This is a genomic window from Nissabacter sp. SGAir0207, assembly GCF_005491205.1.
Lineage (GTDB): Bacteria > Pseudomonadota > Gammaproteobacteria > Enterobacterales > Enterobacteriaceae > Chimaeribacter.
On record NZ_CP028035.1, the window covers coordinates 1324217 to 1342801 of the forward strand.

Annotated in this window: 12 protein-coding genes and 1 tRNA gene; 8 read left to right on the forward strand and 5 right to left on the reverse strand. The window is 58.5% G+C overall.

From position 1 onward, the window contains the following. Window positions 1–109: 109 nt before the first annotated feature. The 3 genes from C1N62_RS05630 to C1N62_RS05640 all read left to right on the forward strand — a co-directional run bounded on the left by C1N62_RS05630 (window position 110) and on the right by C1N62_RS05640 (window position 3300). Window positions 110–1684 carry an MFS transporter gene (locus C1N62_RS05630; RefSeq protein ID WP_137762705.1) on the forward strand — a complete coding sequence of 525 codons (1575 nt, stop codon included), beginning with the start codon at window positions 110–112 and terminating at the stop codon, window positions 1682–1684. 143 nt (window positions 1685–1827) lie between these two features. Continuing rightward, window positions 1828–2589, forward strand: a complete 762-nt coding sequence (gene kduD, locus C1N62_RS05635; protein ID WP_137764914.1) for a 2-dehydro-3-deoxy-D-gluconate 5-dehydrogenase KduD — start codon at window positions 1828–1830, stop codon at window positions 2587–2589. Window positions 2590–2661: 72 nt separating this feature from the next. After that, a complete protein-coding gene (locus C1N62_RS05640) occupies window positions 2662–3300 on the forward strand; it encodes an RpiB/LacA/LacB family sugar-phosphate isomerase (protein ID WP_137762706.1) in 639 nt (212 codons plus the stop codon). Between the two features lie 87 nt (window positions 3301–3387). On the opposite strand, the gene C1N62_RS05645 is transcribed toward C1N62_RS05640, so the two are convergent. The 3 genes from C1N62_RS05645 to C1N62_RS05655 all read right to left on the reverse strand — a co-directional run bounded on the left by C1N62_RS05645 (window position 3388) and on the right by C1N62_RS05655 (window position 11278). Continuing rightward, a complete protein-coding gene (locus C1N62_RS05645) occupies window positions 3388–8139 on the reverse strand; it encodes an autotransporter outer membrane beta-barrel domain-containing protein (protein ID WP_137762707.1) in 4752 nt (1583 codons plus the stop codon). A 514-nt stretch (window positions 8140–8653) separates the two neighbouring features. Beyond that, window positions 8654–9880 carry a zinc-dependent alcohol dehydrogenase gene (locus C1N62_RS05650; RefSeq protein WP_137762708.1) on the reverse strand — a complete coding sequence of 409 codons (1227 nt, stop codon included), beginning with the start codon at window positions 9878–9880 and terminating at the stop codon, window positions 8654–8656. A 117-nt stretch (window positions 9881–9997) separates the two neighbouring features. Further along, window positions 9998–11278 carry a zinc-dependent alcohol dehydrogenase gene (locus tag C1N62_RS05655; RefSeq protein ID WP_137762709.1) on the reverse strand — a complete coding sequence of 427 codons (1281 nt, stop codon included), beginning with the start codon at window positions 11276–11278 and terminating at the stop codon, window positions 9998–10000. Window positions 11279–11610: 332 nt separating this feature from the next. Here C1N62_RS05655 and C1N62_RS05660 point away from each other — a divergent pair, with 332 nt between their 5' ends. From C1N62_RS05660 to C1N62_RS05675, 4 genes are all read left to right on the forward strand, one after another. Continuing rightward, the gene (locus C1N62_RS05660) at window positions 11611–11865 is read left to right on the forward strand and encodes a hypothetical protein (protein ID WP_137762710.1); all 255 of its coding nucleotides are present in this window, start codon (window positions 11611–11613) and stop codon (window positions 11863–11865) included. Window positions 11866–12127: 262 nt separating this feature from the next. Next, entirely contained in the window at window positions 12128–13516 is a 1389-nt protein-coding gene (locus tag C1N62_RS05665; protein ID WP_168195813.1) for an APC family permease, read from the forward strand. Next, a complete protein-coding gene (locus C1N62_RS05670) occupies window positions 13506–15227 on the forward strand; it encodes an amidohydrolase (protein WP_137762712.1) in 1722 nt (573 codons plus the stop codon). Before C1N62_RS05665 ends, C1N62_RS05670 begins: the two co-directional genes overlap by 11 nt. A 5-nt stretch (window positions 15228–15232) precedes the next feature. After that, window positions 15233–16042 (forward strand): LuxR C-terminal-related transcriptional regulator, encoded by an 810-nt coding sequence (locus C1N62_RS05675; protein ID WP_137762713.1) that lies wholly within the window; start codon window positions 15233–15235, stop codon window positions 16040–16042. A gap of 67 nt (window positions 16043–16109) precedes the next feature. Here the strand turns inward: C1N62_RS05675 and C1N62_RS05680 are convergent, their stop codons facing one another. Further along, a complete protein-coding gene (locus C1N62_RS05680) occupies window positions 16110–16985 on the reverse strand; it encodes a LysR family transcriptional regulator (protein WP_137762714.1) in 876 nt (291 codons plus the stop codon). Between the two features lie 234 nt (window positions 16986–17219). Between C1N62_RS05680 and C1N62_RS05685 the strand changes: the two genes are divergently transcribed. Beyond that, complete coding sequence (locus tag C1N62_RS05685) at window positions 17220–17942, forward strand: HAD family phosphatase (RefSeq protein WP_137762715.1); 723 nt, start codon at window positions 17220–17222, stop codon at window positions 17940–17942. A gap of 427 nt (window positions 17943–18369) precedes the next feature. On the opposite strand, the gene C1N62_RS05690 is transcribed toward C1N62_RS05685, so the two are convergent. Further along, window positions 18370–18445, reverse strand: a tRNA-Asn gene (locus tag C1N62_RS05690). Window positions 18446–18585: the final 140 nt, after the last annotated feature.

Here is an 18585-nt window from a genome sequence, read left to right on the forward strand (position 1 = left end):
GATAAACAGTGAACAATTACGCGGCTAACTGTGAGTCCATTCACATCAAAATTGTTGCTTCCTGATTATAAGAACGCCATTCATGTTAAATTAAAACGGCGGTTCAATTATGGAAAAGCAACAGATGGCCCCAGGTGACGCAGAGCGGCCGATTCTCTTCCGGCACCTGATGGCCTACGGCGGTGGCAACCTGCTGGGCAGCGGCGCACTGGCCATCGCCGGTGCCTGGTTGCTCTACTTCTACACCACCTTCTGCGGCCTGACGCTGCTGGAGGCGTCGGCGATCTTCTCCGTCGCCAGCATCATCGACGCCCTCAGCAACCCGCTGATGGGCTACCTGACCGACAACTTCGGCCACACCCGCCTCGGCAAGCTGTTTGGCCGCCGCCGCTTCTTCCTGCTGATTGGCGCGCCGCTGATGCTGTTCTACCCGCTGCTATGGGTCGAGGGCTTCGGCTTCTGGTACTACCTCAGCACCTACGTGATCTTTGAGCTGATCTACACCTCGGTGATGGTGCCCTATGAGACGCTGGCCACCGAAATGACCACCCACTTCGCCATTCGCTCAAAACTCACCGGCTACAAGGCCATCTTCGGCAAGATGGCCAACTTCCTCGCGGCCTTCATTCCCGGCCAGTTCATCCTGATCTACGGCAAGGAGTCGGCCAAGCCCTTCTTCTACACCGGCCTGACCTACGGCGCGATCCTGTTCATCGCCATCGGCCTGCTCTACTTCTGTACTTGGGAGCGCCAGCAAGCACCGCTACGCGCCCTCGACCTGCACAAAAAGACGCTGGGGCAGACCATGCTGTCGCTCGGGCGCGATATGGTCTCTACCTTCCATCTGCGGGTGTTCCGCAAGCACCTCGGCATGTACCTGTTTGGCTTCGGTGCCGAGTGGCTGTTCGCCTCGGTCTTCACCTACTTCATCATCTTCGTGTTGCAGTATGACCCGGCGATGGTCGCGGGCCTCAACAGCCTGAACTCGCTGCTGCAACTCTTCTCCACCGCCATCTTTATCGGGCTGTGCGTGCGCAAGGGCTTCAGCAACCCCTACATTTTGGCGCTGGGCATCGTGGTGTTCGCCGTCGGCTGCTACACGCTGCTCTACTTCCTGCAACTGCCAGCCACCTACGCCACGGTGGCGATGCTCAGCATTACCGTGGTGTTTGGCATCGGCACCGGCGGCGTCTACTACATCCCGTGGACGGTCTACACCTTCCTGGCGGACGTGGATGAGATCTTCACCGGCCGCCGCCGCGAGGGGATCTACGCCGGGGCGATGACCTTCTCCGGCAAGCTGATGCGCTCGGTGGTGGTGTTCGTGATGGGCGCGATCCTCAGCTTCTACGGCTTCCAATCCAAGTCCCACACCCAGCCGGAGAGCGCGGTGATCGCCATTGCGCTGGTGTTCTGCATCGGCGTGGTGTCGCTGGCGCTGGTGGCGATGGTGTTCAGCAAGCAGATGACGCTCAACCGCACCACCCACCAGATTGTGCTGGATGAGGTGGCGCGCATCCGCGCTGGCGGCCGGATCGCTGATGTCACGCCACTGACGCGCAACGTGGTGGAGGAGCTGGTGGGCTACCCCTATGAGGCGTGCTGGGGCAACAGCCCGATCTGCCGCAAGATGCTCGACAAGCAGACGCTGGCCCGCCCGGCGCAGCCAACCACCGACGCCTGACGGCAGGCGTCCAGGTTTTTCTGACCGCCGTCAAAATTTATGAAACAACGTTTTATTTTTATTTGTCGCCCGTTTTTATTTGCGTTAGGATCCTTGCCATCCAAGCAGCCCAACGGGGGCGGCGGCACATTGAGGGAACTATGATGATTCTTGAGGCATTTTCACTACAGAACAAGGTCGCCCTGGTGACGGGCTGTGACACCGGGCTGGGGCAGGGGATGGCGGTGGGGCTGGCGCAGGCCGGCTGTGACATCATCGGCGTCAATATCGTTGAGCCTGCCGAGACCGAGCAGCAGGTCACGGCGCTGGGCCGTCGCTTCCTCAGCCTGACCGGCGACCTGCGTAACACCGCGATTGTGCCGGATCTGGTAGCGCGCGCGGTGGCGGAGTTTGGCCGCATTGACATTCTGGTCAACAACGCGGGCATCATCCGCCGCGAGGATGCGCTGGAGTTCAGCGAAAAGGATTGGGATGACGTGATGAACCTGAACATCAAATCGGTGTTCTTTATGTCGCAGGCGGTGGCGAAGCAGTTCATCGCGCAGGGCAGCGGCGGCAAAATCATCAACATCGCCTCGATGCTCTCTTTCCAGGGCGGCATCCGCGTTCCCTCCTACACCGCCTCCAAGAGCGCGGTCATGGGCGTCACTCGCCTGCTGGCCAACGAGTGGGCGAAGCATGGCGTCAACGTCAACGCCATCGCGCCGGGCTACATGGCGACCAACAACACCCAGCAACTGCGCGCCGACGAGTCCCGCAGCCAGGAGATTCTGGGGCGCATCCCGGCAGGCCGCTGGGGCACGCCGGGCGACGTGATGGGGCCAGTAGTGTTCCTCGCTTCGCCGGCGGCCGACTATATTAATGGCTACACCCTGGCCGTCGATGGCGGCTGGCTGGCACGTTAACCCTTTCTGCGGCCCGGTGCGCCGGGCCACGCGACAACCGGAGGCGGCCTGCCGCCCCACAAGGAGAGCGAGATGAAGATTGCATTGATGATGGAGAACAGCCAGGCAGCGAAAAATGCCGTGGTGCTGAAACAGCTGACCGAGGTGGCAACCGAGCGCGACCATCAGGTCTTCAACGTCGGCATGAGCGACGAGCAGGATCACCACCTGACCTACATCCATCTCGGCATTATGGCGAGCCTGCTGCTGAACGCCAAGGCGGTTGATTTTGTGGTGAGCGGCTGCGGCACCGGGCAGGGCGCGCTGCTCTCGCTCAACCTGCACCCCGGCGTAGTGTGCGGCTACTGCATCGATCCGGCCGACGCCTACCTGTTCGCCCAGATCAACAATGGCAACGCACTGGCCCTGCCGTATGCCAAGGGCTTTGGCTGGGGCGCAGAGTTGAACGTGCGCTTCATCTTTGAGAAAGCCTTCACCGGCGAGCGCGGCGCAGGCTACCCGCCAGAGCGCAAAGAGCCGCAGGTGCGCAACGCGGGCATCCTCAATCAGGTGAAAACCAGTATGCTGAAAGGTGGCTGCATCGACACCCTGCGCGCGCTGGATCAAGAACTGGTGAAAACCGCTGTCTCTGGCGAACGCTTCCAGCAGTGCTTCTTTGAGCACTGTCAGGACAAAGAGATTGAAGCCTACGTGCGCAGCGTGCTGGGCTAAACGGCCCGATAAAAAAGCCCCATCAGGAAACTGATGGGGCTTTTTTTATACCCGCCGGATGGTTTAACCGAGCGGGGTTTACAGGGATCAGAAGTGATAGCGGTAGTTGACCATCAGCCCGGTGTCGCGCAGACCATCCTCCTGCCAGTGGTAGGCATCCGCGCTCAGCGCCGCCTGTTTACTCTGGTACTTCACGCCGACCTGCGCCAGCCCGTTGACGCCACCGCCTTTCTGACCATCCTCCACGCGGAAGCGCTGACCGGCTGCGCCCTGCAATGACGCAGTGCGTTCACCCTGGCGGTAGCTCAGGTTCGGGCCGCCCTCCAGCGTGGCAGTCGCCGCCCAGCCGTTTTCTCCAGCGTAGGTCAGTTTCAGGCCAGCTACCGCATCCACGGCGGTTTCCTCCACGCCTGACATGCGCAGGTTAAAGTCACCGGCACCGCGCTCGTTATAGCCCTCTTCGGAGGTGTAACGCAGCTTCATGCCCGCGAACGGCGTCAGCGTCAGCCCTTTTTGCGGGGTGTAGCTTTTCGCCATCTCGCTGCGGAACTCCAGATATTGCTGGTTGTTGTCGCTGTCCGCCACGCGATTGACGTCGCCGTACTGCACCTGCCGGTTGCTGTCGAGGTTGTGAATGTCATAGCGCACGGCGTTGTTCCAGCTCAACCCACTCTCGGCCAGCGGCAGGCTGTGCTGCACGCCGAAGAACTGGCTGTAGCCACCGGTCACGCCGTTGTCACCGGCGGTGCTGACATCACCGTCACCATCGAGCCGTGCAATACCGTACTCCAGCGAAAGCGTCTGATTGTTGCCCAATGCAAACTGCTGACGCAGCGCCATCATGTCATAGCGTGTATCGTTGCCGAGTTCACTGCGCTGGTCACCCTTCGCCACCACGTTGAAGGCCAGTCCGTTGCCCATCACCGGTGCGGTGTCGGCCAGCATCTCGAAGCGGTTACCCAGCACGCGCGCATCCCGTGCCACGCTTTTCGCCTGACTGCCGGAGATTTGGCGCAAGGCACTGTTCAACTCCGCGGTGCTCTTCAGGTTGAGGCTGGTGAACAGGTCATTGTTGGTGTAAGCCGCATCCAGTGCTCCGGCGATACTGGAGACGCTGTCGTCACTCACCACATCCGCGTAGGCGTTTTTGGTCATGGTGACGTCCACGTTGCCGCTATCGTCCTTCTGGCCTTCGGCGCTCCATACCACGCTGGTGGAAGTGATGTTCTGCTCACCGCTGATGTTATCGCCAACAAACACATCCTCAAAGGTCTGAGTCGTGGCGGCGCTGCCCTGCGTAAAGCCGGTATCAATCGACACGTCGCCCAGCGCCACATTGCTGGCGGTCAGCGTCCCGGCGGTGCCATCAGCGTTGGTGCCGATGGTGTACTGATTCAGGGTACTGGCGGCCGTCGGGTCAGTCGGCAGGGTGTAGCTGGCGTAGTGCGTCTCGCTCTTGTCGTCGGTGTTGCCATTGACGCCGGCAATCTGCACGTCGCTCTCTTTCACCAGCCCACTGCCCGTACCCGCCAGATTGACGCTGCCGTTGTTAACGATGCGGCCGTTGTCGCCCAGTTGGCTGAAAGCGTAGGAATCGGCGGCGTAAATATTGATGGTGCCGTTGTTCTCCAGCACCGCGTCGGCGGTGGCGTTGGCATCCAGTTGCATCGCCACCATGCCAGTGTCGCTGGTGCCTTCGGTGCCGAGGTTGATGGTGCCGTTATTTATAAGCTGGGCATTGCTGCTACCCTTCATAGCGACGGTGTTGCTGCCGCTGATGTTCATCACGCCGTCGTTGATTGCCACGGTGTTGCTGTTTTTCATATACACGGCGGTGCCGTTGGCGGCGTTATAGTTCACCTCGCCGGTGACGCCGCTGTAGCCGTTCAGGTCATTGCCCTGATTCCAGAAGGTCGCCGCGTTAGCATCATCAAATGCCGATCCCACTAATACACTGCTGCCGGTCTGGTTGATAGTGCCGTTGTTGATGATGCTGTTACTGCTGCCGCCATTCTTGCCGAGCCGCAACACTATCTGGTCTGTGTTGGTATCGGTGCTGGTTACGGTGCCGCTGTTTTTGAATACCGAGCCACTCTCAACCGTCAGGTTGCGCTGGTTCGAGAAGGTAAGGGTGCCGTCTACGGCATTATTTAACACGCTCTGGTTGCGCAACCAGAAATCTTTGTTATTGGTGGCATTCCAGGTGCCGTGGTTGGTCAGGGTACTGCGGTCGGTCACGGCCCCGTTCTGGATGGTGCCGCCGGCATTGTTGATAACCGTCCCGTCGGTGACCGAGGGCTGGACACTGTCGATCATACCGCTGTTATTGACGGTGCCGTGATCTTCAATCATCAACGGCGCAGTGATGGTGGCGCCGCTCTCATTATTTAGGGTGCCTGATACATCCAGCTGGCTGCCCTCGACGGTGCCGGTGTTACTGACGGTGGCGCCGCTGTAGATTATCGTCTCCTTTGCCAATGTAGTGATACCGCTTAGCACTGTGCCATCAGGCAGTTCATCCTGTGCCAGCGTACTGCTGTTGTCGGCGCTGTCCGGCACACCATCGCCGACATTAATCTGCCCGCGGTTGATGATGCGGTTTCTGGCATTGCCGTCGCTGTAGAATGCCTGACCGTTTTCGGCATTGATGTTGATCACGCCGGTGGTGTCGTTGACGGCCGTAGCGCCGTCGTATACCGCCATACCCACCAACGGCTGGCCCGCCTCGGCGTTTTCATTGGTTTCCAGGTTGATGGTGCCCTGATTGATGACCCGATTGGCGTAGCCATAGGCCACCATGCCGGCCCCGGCGTTATACACCGTGATCACGCCACCCTGATGGTTGGTGGCAGTGGCGGAGTTTTTATTGTAACCGTTTGAGCCGGCATACATGCCGACGGCAAAGTTTTTGGCGGAGTCAGACGGGATGTTGTCCACCATTTGCGTGGTATCGGCCGCATCTTTCCACAGCGCATCGGTGGTGATGGTGCCAAAGTTGTCTGCGGTGCTGTTATCAATCGCATTCATTGCAACACCGCGGCCATACATTTCCAGCGTGCCGTCGGCCGTATTGGTTGCCGAGGAGCCATTGACAGCCGTCATTAACTGGATGCCCACTACGTTGTTATTCGACCAACCAGGGTCACTGATGGAGTAGGTGATTTTGGCATTGAAAAGGCTATCCTGGTTCATAATGTGGCCGGTGATCACGCCTTCATTAACGGCAGATGCTCCATCATAGGCATACAGTCCACGGGGAAAGACAAACTGGCCGGCTATCATGCTGGTACGCTGGATGTCGATGTTGCCCTGATTTTGCACCAAAACGCCTTCGCCCCCACCCTGTGCCAGCGTCATATCCGCTATCTGGATGGTACCCTCATTCATCAGGGATGCCCCGGAGTCCAGGACGATCAGACTGGCATTCTGTGCAAAGTTGTTTGGGTCGCGGTAATTATTGTAGTTATTGAAACGGACGATACCGGTGGTATCTAAGGTTGCGCCTTCAACAATCTCCAATTGGCCGCCATTGGAGAGCGCAAACGCGTTGACACCGATCGGGAAATCACCCTCGATGGTGGTCTCTCCCTGCAACGAGAGGGTAGAGGCGCCGTCGATGGTGATGGCCGCGGCTGGCCCATGACCCATGTGTTGTTCGGCAATCGCATTGCCTGCCTCTATATCCGCAATCTGGTCCACCTCCCCGGTGAGCTGGAGGCCCTGCTGTAACTCCACGCGGTTACCGTCGCCGCTGATAGTCACGCCAGAGAGTGTCTCTTGCGATCCATTCTCTTCGTTACGTTGTTTGGAGGCCAGTTCCGTATCCACCACCACTTGCAGGTGGCCGTCCAGCACCACCGTATTGTTGCTGCCAGTGACGGCGATGCCAGTGGTGGCATCATAAAAGTTATCGGCCGCCAGCGGTGAGGACTGATCTTTATCCACCAGCATATCGCCGGTCAGGGTAATTTGGTTGGACTCGCCCGCCACCTGCACGCCGGTGGCCTGTTGGCCGATCACGTCGATATTATCAGCGCTCAGGTTGACGGTGTTGCCCTGCCCGCTGACGCTGATGCCGGTGGCAAAGTCACCCACCACCATGTCGCCGCGCTGGTTCAGGGTGTTGCTGTCGCCGGTGACCGCAATGCCGGTACCGCCGTTGCTGAGCGTGGCGTCACCGTCGGTATTTAACGTATTGCCATTGCCTGTTACCTCTACGCCGGTGGAGCCGGTGCCATCCACCACAATTGGGCCGAGGGTATTGAGGATGTTATCGTCGCCGCTGATGCTCAGGCCGGTGCCGCCAGCCTGCCCGCCGGTGATGGCGTTGCTGTTGATGGTGTAGCCATCTACAGCCAGTTGTGTGCCGATATTGCCTTCGCCAATGCCGATGCTGTCTTGGTTAATATCGATGGTTTTGCTGACGTCATCGCCATCATCATCGCTGCCGTCGTCGCCGTTATCACCATTATCATCGCCGCCGTCGTCACCGTTATTGTTGCCGCCATTATCCCCGCTGCCGTTATCACCATTATCGTCGCCGCCGCCATTATCCCCGCTGGAGGCGGTAGCAGGGTTGCCGCTGTCGTCATCGGCCACGATGAAGCCCACCGCCAGCGCGGCGGCCACCGCACCGCCGGCTACCCATGTCCACTCTTCCTGCGAGAGCGCGGTCGGGATCAAACAGGCGTCGGGCAGGGCGTCGCGTTGTTCTTGGGTAAGTTGGTTGATATTGGTCGGGCATTTCAGGGGTTTTTTATCTTCGACGGCATTAGCGGCAAAACTATTATTGCTGAGTGCCAGGGCAATACAGAGTGAGAGAAGTTTTTTACGTTGCATGATTCACCTTCAAGATTATTTTGACGAGTCATTCCCCTGGCTTGAGAAAGCCAGTGGGTAATTCCATTTCGAAAGAACGTAAAAGCAAAAGTTACGGTGTTGTTATTACTGGGAGTCACTAGAAAATTTGGAGAGAAATTATATCAATTGAGGGTAAATGTCCCGGCGTCGCGAAAATAAATCCACAGCACATCAGGGGCCAAGGATGACATAAATAAAAAACAGTAAGTTAGACGGAAGGGGATTTTAATTAAAATTTGCTTAATCTTTTATTAATCCCAAATTGATCACTGCAACTAATATTTTATGGTTTAATCATTCATTAAATATCTATTTAACAAAGCTGAAAACGGGCGGCTTATTGGGAAATAATAGCCTGGTATATTCCGCTTCAGCGCCAGCGGTTTTTACGGCATAAAAAAGCCCCATCAGTTTCCTGATGGGGCTTTTTTCATACCCGCCGGATCGTTCAGCCGAGCGGTATCAGCACTTAGGCGGGCTTTTCGTCGGCGGCTTACTGCGCCGGTTGCAGCTCGGTCTTGATCCAGCCCGGCTCGCGTTTGTCGAACGCCTCATAGGCAGCGACCACGTCACTCAGCGGCTCCACCTGGGTCAGCACCTTCACCGGGTCAATCACGCCGGTGCGCACCAGCTCCAGCAGGTGCGGGATGATGGCGTGGTGATTGCAGTTGCCCATCCGCATCGTCAGGTTCTTGTTCATCGCCTTGCCAATCGGGAAGGTCTCCGCCGTTGGTGGGTAGACGCCAATGATGCTCAGGCGGCCAGCCTTCGCCAGCGTGGCGATGGCCCACTCCAGCGCCTGCGTCGGCGCGTCACCGGGGATCCAGTTGCCATTGTGGACATGCTGGTGACCGGCGTTCTCCGGCGCGACCTGCTGCACTTCCTGCTGGAACTTGGTCGCCTTCTCCGCAGCCTCCTCGGCCGCCGGGCCGTGGTGGGCGTGCTGGCTATCAACGCCCACCGCATCGATCGCGCAATCCGCGCCAATGCCGCCGGTCAGGGACTTGATCACCTCGACCGGGTCTTCCTGCTCAAAGTTGACGGTAAACGCCCCCTGACGGCGCGCCATCGCCAGCCGATCCTCATGGCCATCAACCGCAATCACCCGGCCGGCACCCATCAGTAGCGCGCTGGCAATGGCGAACTGGCCGACCGGGCCGCAGCCGAACACCGTCACGGTGTCGCCGCGCGAGATGCCAGCCAGCTCGGCACCAAACCAGCCGGTGGGGAAGATGTCACTGACCAGAATGGCCTGATCGTCCGTCACCTCATCCGGCACCTTGACCAGCGTATTGGCGGCGTGGGGGATGCGCGCCTTCTCGGCCTGCAAGCCGTTCACCGGGCCGGTGGCCTCTGGGCCGCCGAAGAAGCAGGTGCCAGCCTCCGGGCCATTGGGGTTGGCGTTGTCGCACTGCGCGGTGTTGCCAGCGCGGCACGGCGGGCAGACGCCGCAGGAGACGGTGGAGCAGACCACTACCCGGTCGCCAATCTCCAGGTTGCGCACCTCCTTGCCGAGCTGCTCGACGATGCCGACGCCCTCATGGCCAAGGATGGTGCCAGCCTTCATGCCGCTGAACGTGCCGCGCACAAAGTGCAGGTCAGTGCCGCAGATGGCGGAGGAGGTGAGGCGGATAACGGCGTCCGTGGGTTGTTCCAGTTGCGGGTCAGCGACCTCATCCAGACGGATATCCCCGACGGCATGCCAAACGAGCGCTTTCATGGTTCCTCCTTTTTCATTGGGTTTCAGAAAAGTATGGGATCAGATCACGTTTTTTGCGAAAACTCGGGTTGAGAAAATCGGAAAGCGCGCGGGCAGGATGGCCCGCGCGGGAAGGCGCTACGGCGTGGCTTTTGGCACCACCGGGACGACCGGGGCCACCAGCGGCTGGCCGTTCTCAATGCCTTGGGCAGTGGCTTCCGGCACCACCAGCGGCTCTGGCGGCACCAGCGTCTCGGGCACCAGAATCACCTTGCGGCACTCCTCCTCTTTTTTCTCAAAAATTTCGTAACCACGGGCGGCGTCTGACAGTGACAGCCGGTGGGTGATGATCTCCTCGGGCGAGATCAGCCCCTGCTCAATCAGCGGCAACAGCTCCGGCAGATAGGCCTGAACGTGGGTCTGGCCCATCTTGAAGGTCAGTCCCTTGTCGAAGGCGTCACCGAACAGGAAGCCGTGGATAAAGCCCGCGTAGACGCCCGGCACGCTAACGATGCCGCCGCGCCGTACCGCTGCGATGCACTGGCGCAGCGCCTTGCCGCTACTCCCCTCCAGCTTGAGGTTGGCGAGGATGGTTTCGGTCATGCTGCCCTTGGCCTCAAAGCCAACCGCGTCGATCACCGCATCCACGCCACGGTTGCCCGGCGTCTGCTCAATGATGGTCTCCGCCGGGTCATCAATCTCATCAAAGTTGATGGGAATGACGCCGTAACGCTGCTGGGCGAATGCCAGCCGGTAGGGGTGGTGATCCACCATGAAGATCTGCTCGGCACCCAGCATCCGGGCGCAGGCGGCGCTCAGCAGGCCCACCGGGCCAGCCCCGAAAATCGCCACCCGCGAGCCTTTGCCAACCTGCCCATTCTTCACCGCCTGCCAGGCGGTCGGCAGGATGTCGCTCAAAAACAGCACTTTGTCATCTGACAGCACATCCGGCACCTTGAACGGGCCGGTGTTGGCCTTCGGCACCCGCACGTACTCCGCCTGCCCGCCGGGGATGCCGCCATAGAGGTGGCTAAAGCCAAACAGCGCCGCCGGCGGTGGGATCTGCTTCTTGTTGATGATGGCACCACGGCCGGTGTTGGTGGTTTCACAGGCGGCAAACTGCTGCATCCGGCAGAAGAAGCAGTCACCGCAGGCGATCACAAACGGGATCACCACCCGGTCACCCTTCTGGACGGCGGTCACCTCGCGACCAGCCTCCACCACTTCGCCCATAAACTCATGGCCGAAGATGTCGCCGTGCTCCGTCTGGGGGATCTTGCCGCGATAGAGGTGCAGGTCAGAGCCACAGATGGCGGTGGCCGTCACTCGCAGGATAATGTCATCCTGGTTAACAATCCCCGGGTCGGCAACATTATCGACGCTGACCTGATAGGGGCCGTGATAAGTCAGGGCTTTCATCGTTTTATCCTTATAGTGGAGAAGACCCTTTAACTGTAGTGGCAAGCGCCGCCCTTTGCCGGGTGAAAGGCGGCCCTGCCCGAATGCGGTGAAAAATCAGACAATTCTCGGCGGGAGGAAGCTGGGCATTATTTGGTTTTTCTATGGTGGGATTTTAGTTATCCATCTGATAAATAGGACGAAATGGCTGCTTGCACTCTTTAACCTTTTTATACCGCCGGCAACGGTTGTTACGCTTCTCCCCGCTGAATCTTGCCGGGCGGCACCCTATGATCAACGCCGCGTAAACAGATTTGCCGGCGACGCTGGCGAGCATAATGGAGGAGAGAGTGATGAACATAAAGATTGCCGGCACGCTGCTGACCAGCGCGCTGATGCTGATGGGCGCCCTGGCGCCCGCGCACGCCACCGAGCAGGCGGAGCAGCGCCGCGAGGCCCGCGACACGCGGCAGGATACCCGCCAGGATGCGCGGCAGGACAAACGCCGCTGTGTGCTGGATGATGACCAAAGCAACCACGACTGCCGCGAAGATAAACGCGAGCAGAAACAGGATGGACGCCAGGAGGCGCGCGACATCAAATATTGATCGCCCGCCAATGGCCACACCGCCCGCGCCCGTTGGTGCGGGCTTTTTTATGGGCGCGAACAGAACATTGCGTTAAATCAACCCAGCGCGATTTGGCCGCCCTGAACCGCGCCTTTGTCCCAATAACTCGGACATACAGGACTTTTCCGCCGCCCTAACCTAGTCGCCAGCAACATATCTTAGGTTTTGGGAGGCGTTGATGGTGGGTAAATTACGTAAAGTAAAAAACACTCCGTGCCAGCAAAGCGCGGAGCCGCAATTTGTGCTCAGACGGCGGGACATTATCCTCGGTCTGGTGTGCGCCATCTTTTTCATCGATACCATTGCCCCGGTGGCGGCGATGGGCGTGTCCGCGATCGGCTGGATGATCATCATTGGCGCAGTGTTTTTCTTCCCCGGCTGTTTGATGGTGGCGGAGCAGGGCGCGGCCTGGCCAGAAAATGGCGGGCTGTACGCCTGGATCACCCGCGCTTACGGGCAGCGCTGGGGCGCGCGTATCGCCTGGATGTATTGGTGCGGCAACGCGATGTGGATTTCGTCCGCCATGACCATCATCGTCAATGTCTTCTGCCAGTTGGTGGGCATTGAGATGGGGTTGGCGGAGAAGGCCCTCGCCAGCATACTGGTGGTCTGGGTCATCACCTGGTTTGCCCTGCGCCCAATGAAAAACTCCACCGGCATCATCAACTTTGCCGCGCTGGTGAAGATCATCATGGCGATTGGGCTGATGGTCTCCGGCATGGTCTATCTGATGCAGGGGCACGCGCCGAAAAACACCTTCTCATGGCAGGCGATGAAGCCCGCCTACGGTCAGGCGATGGTCTTCATCCCGGCCCTGATCTACAACTTCCTCGGCTTTGAGACCATGTCAGCGGCGGCAGCGGCCATGAAAAATCCCCGCAAGGACGTGCCGATCGCCTCGCTCAGCAATGTCATTCTGGTGATTGGCCTGAACGTGATTGCGGTGACCGGCGTGCTGCTGGTGATCCCCGCCGGTGAGGTGGACATCATTGGCGGCATCATCGACTGCTTCCGGCTGGGGCTGGGCGACGGCACGCTGGCCACGGTGATCATCTGCCTCATCGGCGTGCTCTATCTCGCGGCGATGGGGGCGCAGGCGCTGATGTGGATGCTGGCAACCAGCCGGATCGCGCAGGCCACCGCCCAGTCCCATGCGCTGCCCGCGCTGCTGGGGCGATCCCACCCACGCCACGACAGCCCGGCGGGGGCGCTGATTGTCGGCGGCATCATCACCACGGTAATGACTATCGCCAGCAGCGCGCTCTCCGGCAGCGCCCAGGAGATGTTCTGGTCGATCTTCTCCTCCACCACCATTCTGCTGCTGATCCCTTACTTCGTGAATTTTCAGGCCTTCCTGACGCTACGCAAAAATGACCCCACCCCGCGCCCCTACCGGTTCCCCGGCCCAGCCTGGCTGGTGGTGGCGCTGATGCGTCTGGCACAGGCGATCCTGCTGCTCACCGCGCTGTTTCTGATCTGGGTGCCCGGCCAGCCGTTCAAGGTCGCCAACGCCGGGTTTATCGCGATTGGCGTCATGCTGACGCTGGGCGTGGGTGAGTTCTTTATCCGCCGCTGTGAGAAGCCTGCCGTGACCCCTGACCGCCCACAAGGAGCAACCCATGAAAGCTGATACCGTGTTTGTACGTGGCCGCCTCTGGACGGCGGATGACCGTGTTGCTGCCACCGCGCTGGCGGTGGTGGGGGAGAGGATTGTGTGCGTCGGCAGTGACGAAGAGGTGATGCGCTGGGTCGGTGACCACACCCGCGTGGTTGACCTCGCGGGCCGCATGATGATCCCCGGCTTTCACGATGGCCACTGCCACTATACGCTGGCTGCCGATGAGCATTGCGGCATCAACCTGAAAGGGTTGCAGAGCGCCGAGGCGTGCCTTGCTGCCATCCAACAGAAGCTGGTGAGCCGCCCGGACGCTCCCTTTTTGCGCGGCGGCGGCTTTCTGGAGGCGCTGTTCCCCGACACCGGGCCACGCAAAGAGTGGCTGGACGCGCTCTCCAGCGAGATGCCGATTGCCATCGCCGCTGACACCTACCATTCGCTGTGGGTCAACTCCGCCGCACTGGCGCTGGCCGGGATCACCGCCGAGACGCCCGATCCCCACAACGGCCGGATTGAACGTGATGCCGATGGCTCCCCCAGCGGCTGCCTGCGCGAGACGGCACAGGCGCTGGTGCTGGATCGGCTGCCCGATTGGCCGGTGGAGGAGTACAAGGCGGCGATAGTGGCATTCCAGCAGACCGCCCACACGCTGGGGCTGGTGGCCGCCTGCGATCCCTGGCTGGACATCCACGGCCGCAATGCGGTGCAGGCCCTGCGCGAGCTGGACAGCGAAGGCAAGCTGGCGATGCACTTGCGCGGGGCCTATCTGGCCGATCCGGCGCAGGGGGTGGAGCAGTGTGCGGCACTGCTCGCCCGCTGCCAGCAGGATAACCCGCCGCTGGATGCCACGCACGACCCGCATTTCCGCGTCTCGGCCATCAAGTTTTTTTGCGACGGGATCTTCGAGACCAAAACCGCACGGATGCTGCACCCCTATGCCGCCGCCGCGGAGAAGGGCGCAGAGTACTACGGCGAGCAGAACTGGGAGGCCGGGCGGATGAAGGCGCTGTTTGCCGCGCTGGATAAGGCGCAGATGCAGATCCATGTCCACTGCATCGGCGATGGGGCGGTGCGGCAGACGCTGGATGCCCTGGCGTTCGCCCGGTCGCAGAACGGCGCGCGTGATGCGCGGCACTGCATCGCCCATGCCACCGCCTGCGCACCGGAGGATATGCCCCGTTTCCGGCAGCTCGATGTGACGGTGATGCTCAATACCTTTTGGGCCGAGCGGGATGAGACCTGGCTGATGATTGCGCCGTGGGTGGGCGCGGAGATCGCGGAGCACTACCTCTACCCGGTGAAGTCGTTCTTTGATGCTGGCGTGCGGGTAACCAATGCCAGCGACTACCCGGTGACCCCCTGGCCGAATCCGCTTATCGGCATCGAGACCGCCGTCACCCGTCAGCCCGCGGATAACTATCACCCGTGGGTCTTCGACTATGACAACCCGGTGCACCACCACGCGCCGTGGCCCGAAGAGCGGGCGGGCGTAGAGCCGATGCTGCTGGCCTGCACCCTCAACCAAGCGGTGGCGAATTTTATGGAGGAGTTCACAGGTTCGCTGAGCGTCGGGAAATATGCTGACCTGGTGATTCTTGACCGGGATCTGCTGCCTCTCGCCCCTGCGGAGATTGGCGCGGTGGGCGTGGTGCAGACCTGGTTCAAAGGGCGTTGCGTCTATACCCGGCCAGCCCCCCACCAGAGGAGTGACAGCCACGGCAGGTGAAGACTATGCAGTCCTATCGCCATTTCCAGCGTCTGTTGGCCGACCTCGGTACGCCAGCCTTTCCCTGTCACTTGCAGCAGTGGGTGGCTGACCTACTGAGGTTGCCGGCCATCTACCACACCATCGCACTGCGCTTCCACCGGGCGTCGCTGCGCTTCCCTTCGCCCCACCAGAGCGTGCCGGTCGACGTGCTTTTTTCGGTCAGCAGCATTGAGCCGCAGACCATCCATCAGGCGCTGGCGCTCTACGCCCATGAAGGAGAGTGGCGGCACGACATCCTGCCGCATTTGGCGGAAGGGGAGTCCGTTCAGCAGGTTATCCAGGGCGCCCGGGAGCATGACGCAGACAGCGCCTATTGGGCGCTGGTAAAGCGCTGCCGGCTGGGCATGGAGTGTATGCTGCTTGGCGGCGATGCCCACGCGGTGTATACCTGGTCGCTCTTCACCCGGCAGGGGCAGCAAGGATTCAGCCCACAGCAGCTGGCGCAACTGCGTGAACAGGGGCCGATGATCCTGACGCTACTGAGCAAACATGCGCAGATCATGGCGCTGACGGGCAACCTGCAAACCCTCTCCAGCCGCTTTGGCGCACGGCTGGCACAGTGCGGCATCTCGCTCTCCCAGCGTGAAGTAGAGGTGTGCTGCGGGATACTGGAGGGAATCAGCATTGAACAGCTGGCGCAACGGCTCCAGGTTCGCAGCTGCACCATCCGCACCTATCTGGAGCGGGCGCTGGTCAAGCTTGACCTGCCCGATAAATGGGCGCTATTCCACTGGAGCTGTGGTGTGCCTGCGTCTTCAGCGGGGAGTGCATAACAGTGCGTCATTGAGAAGGGCGACGCTTGGCTGCCCCTTATCACAATTAACCTCCACCGTTGCTTTCTCACTGGCCTGCCAAAACAAGTTGTAGAAAATTGTCCCGCCAATGGCTGGTTATCTTGGAATTCCATGCCACGGCAATACTCCAGCGGAGCTGTTTTTCTGGAGGAATAATGAGTTTTACACCCTCCGGCAAAAAGTGCCGGACACTCTCTGGCAAAAAAGCAACGCCGTTTCCACCCGCGACCAGTGCCAAAAGCGTCGTAATATCATCGGTGACTGGAACAGGATCAGCACTCAGGTGGTTATTTTGTAAGAACAGAGCGGTTTGCTCGGCCAGGCAGGGACTGGCAGATGGCGCTATCTGAAGTAATGGATAGGAGGACAACGCCCTTTGGATGGTCAGATTCTCGATATGACTGTCTGGTGGTACCGCAAGGGTGAGTGTCTCCTCATAAATCACCTGGCATGAGAGGCCGTGGGTGACCGGCATCCGAACAAATCCGGCATGTAGGCTCCCTTCCTGCAACATCTTCATCTGAACGCTGGAGGGAAGTTGATTAATAACGACATCGCACTCAGGAAAATTGTGATGAAACTGATTTATCCATAGAGGAACATTATGGAATGAGGATATGCCAAAGCCAATAAACAACTTCTCATGGCTTTTTCTATTTATTTCTTTCGCATAATTCAGAAAATCAGCATGAGACTGCAACAGTGCATTTGCCTTGGAAAAAAGCTGCGCGCCAAAAACAGTCAGGGTTGCACCATGACGGCCACGCAAAAAGAGATGCCTGCCAGTCAATTTTTCTAACGTCTGTATTTGTTTTGATAGGGCAGGTTGGGTAAGGAAAAGCACTTCCGCAGCATTTTTATAACTTCCCTCTTGCGCTAACGTAACAAAAGCACGTAGCAATTTGATATCTATTCCTTTCATTTATCGAATCCTGAGAAAATGGAATTATACATGCACCTACAGGAGGCCCATGATAACAAGGGCGGGGAGTAAAGGGAGAGATATTTCACCCATCCTTGCACAGAACTCCTTTTTATTGATGGGCTTTGAAATAAGGGAATAGAGATATGCCGAATGACGGGGGTATCTCATTAGGTCAAATTGTTATTGCATCCCACCTCATGGGAATGAGCGATATTAATAAGGAGAGCGAAAATGTGTGATGCCAATACGAGATTTGCCGCTGTATTGTTTGACATGGATGGAGTGCTGATCGATTCAAACGCTGTGATAGAGAAAGCGTGGCATGAAGCGGCTGGCATGTACGGCAAAAAAATATCGGAAGAGGAGATGGTCAAACATATTCATGGGCAACCAGGGCCGCATACTATTCAGACGTTGTTCAATGATTTGTCACTGGACGATCAGAAAAGGGTGCAGGCGCATATTATTCATGTGGAAAATACAGCGATCTACGATCCTATACCCGGTGTGGCACAACTCATCTCTTCCTTGGATGATGCAGGGATTAGCGTTGGCATTGTAACCAGTGGTTGGAGGGAAAAAATCGATCGCGTCGCAGCCATGCTTCAAGTGCAACACTGTATTTCAGTGATTGTTGAACGCGATGATGTCTCCAAGGGAAAACCATTTCCTGACCCTTATTTGCTGGCAGCCGAACGCCTTGCCATTCCAGCGGAGAAAACCATTGTCTTCGAAGATTCCAAAAGTGGTGTGACATCTGCGGTTGCAGCGGGGGCGTATTGTGTTGGGATTGGTGGCATGGAACTTATTGAATGCGGAGCCAAACTTGCGATACCTGATTTTACCGGGATAGAGGTTATCCCTCGGATGGATGGCAATGCCGCGATATCATTCTGCCCAGGCCATGTTTTGGTGATGGAGAAATTAACCGTACTGCTGTCAAAGCCCAAATAGCCGAAAGAAACCTATCCAAACAGTACTGAACAGATATTTGCTACGGCAATATTATTTTGTACCCATGAAGATAAAGACTTGGGCTGTGCAAGCTGCACAGCTCGTACCCCGATTTATATACCTATGAAATAATATGCCAATTGATGCCTGTCTTTGGGCGCTATTTATTAATAGCCTTCAAATCAGCCATAAAGCAGCTACGGTACTATCGTTGGGATTGAGTTTCTGCTGGCCGTTGGTTCAGGAACGTTAGCGCGCTGGCTGTATAAAAGCTAATGTTGTCGCAGCGTGTGACAGTGATTTTAGCGGGGATAACCAGACATCGTGATGCGGCAGGAAAAACGGGTGCGCATTGGGGGAGTGTCTCACGCTACTTTGTTAAATCCGACTTGGATAATGGATTCACAAAGGGCTTGAAACTAAAATGTGGCTCCTCTGACTGGACTCGAACCAGTGACATACGGATTAACAGTCCGCCGTTCTACCGACTGAACTACAGAGGAATCGTGTGAACGGGGCGCATAATAACGGCCTGCCGTGGTGCTGTCAAAGGGTTGTCAGCAAAAGTGTTTCGTTTGCCGCTATTTTGTCCATGCTGTTGATATTTTTGGCAAAGTGGCGGCGCATTGCGCGCCGCCGTGGG

What these genes read in the sequence shown, in the direction of transcription:
- C1N62_RS05680 (WP_137762714.1), bottom strand. Translation starts at nt 16,985, where the DNA reads ATGAAAGGAATAGATATCAAATTGCTACGTGCTTTTGTTACGTTAGCG.
- C1N62_RS05630 (WP_137762705.1), top strand. Translation starts at nt 110, where the DNA reads ATGGAAAAGCAACAGATGGCCCCAGGTGACGCAGAGCGGCCGATTCTC.
- C1N62_RS05650 (WP_137762708.1), bottom strand. Translation starts at nt 9,880, where the DNA reads ATGAAAGCGCTCGTTTGGCATGCCGTCGGGGATATCCGTCTGGATGAG.
- C1N62_RS05685 (WP_137762715.1), top strand. Translation starts at nt 17,220, where the DNA reads ATGTGTGATGCCAATACGAGATTTGCCGCTGTATTGTTTGACATGGAT.
- C1N62_RS05640 (WP_137762706.1), top strand. Translation starts at nt 2,662, where the DNA reads ATGAAGATTGCATTGATGATGGAGAACAGCCAGGCAGCGAAAAATGCC.
- C1N62_RS05660 (WP_137762710.1), top strand. Translation starts at nt 11,611, where the DNA reads ATGAACATAAAGATTGCCGGCACGCTGCTGACCAGCGCGCTGATGCTG.
- C1N62_RS05655 (WP_137762709.1), bottom strand. Translation starts at nt 11,278, where the DNA reads ATGAAAGCCCTGACTTATCACGGCCCCTATCAGGTCAGCGTCGATAAT.
- C1N62_RS05670 (WP_137762712.1), top strand. Translation starts at nt 13,506, where the DNA reads ATGAAAGCTGATACCGTGTTTGTACGTGGCCGCCTCTGGACGGCGGAT.
- C1N62_RS05645 (WP_137762707.1), bottom strand. Translation starts at nt 8,139, where the DNA reads ATGCAACGTAAAAAACTTCTCTCACTCTGTATTGCCCTGGCACTCAGC.
- C1N62_RS05675 (WP_137762713.1), top strand. Translation starts at nt 15,233, where the DNA reads ATGCAGTCCTATCGCCATTTCCAGCGTCTGTTGGCCGACCTCGGTACG.
- kduD (WP_137764914.1), top strand. Translation starts at nt 1,828, where the DNA reads ATGATTCTTGAGGCATTTTCACTACAGAACAAGGTCGCCCTGGTGACG.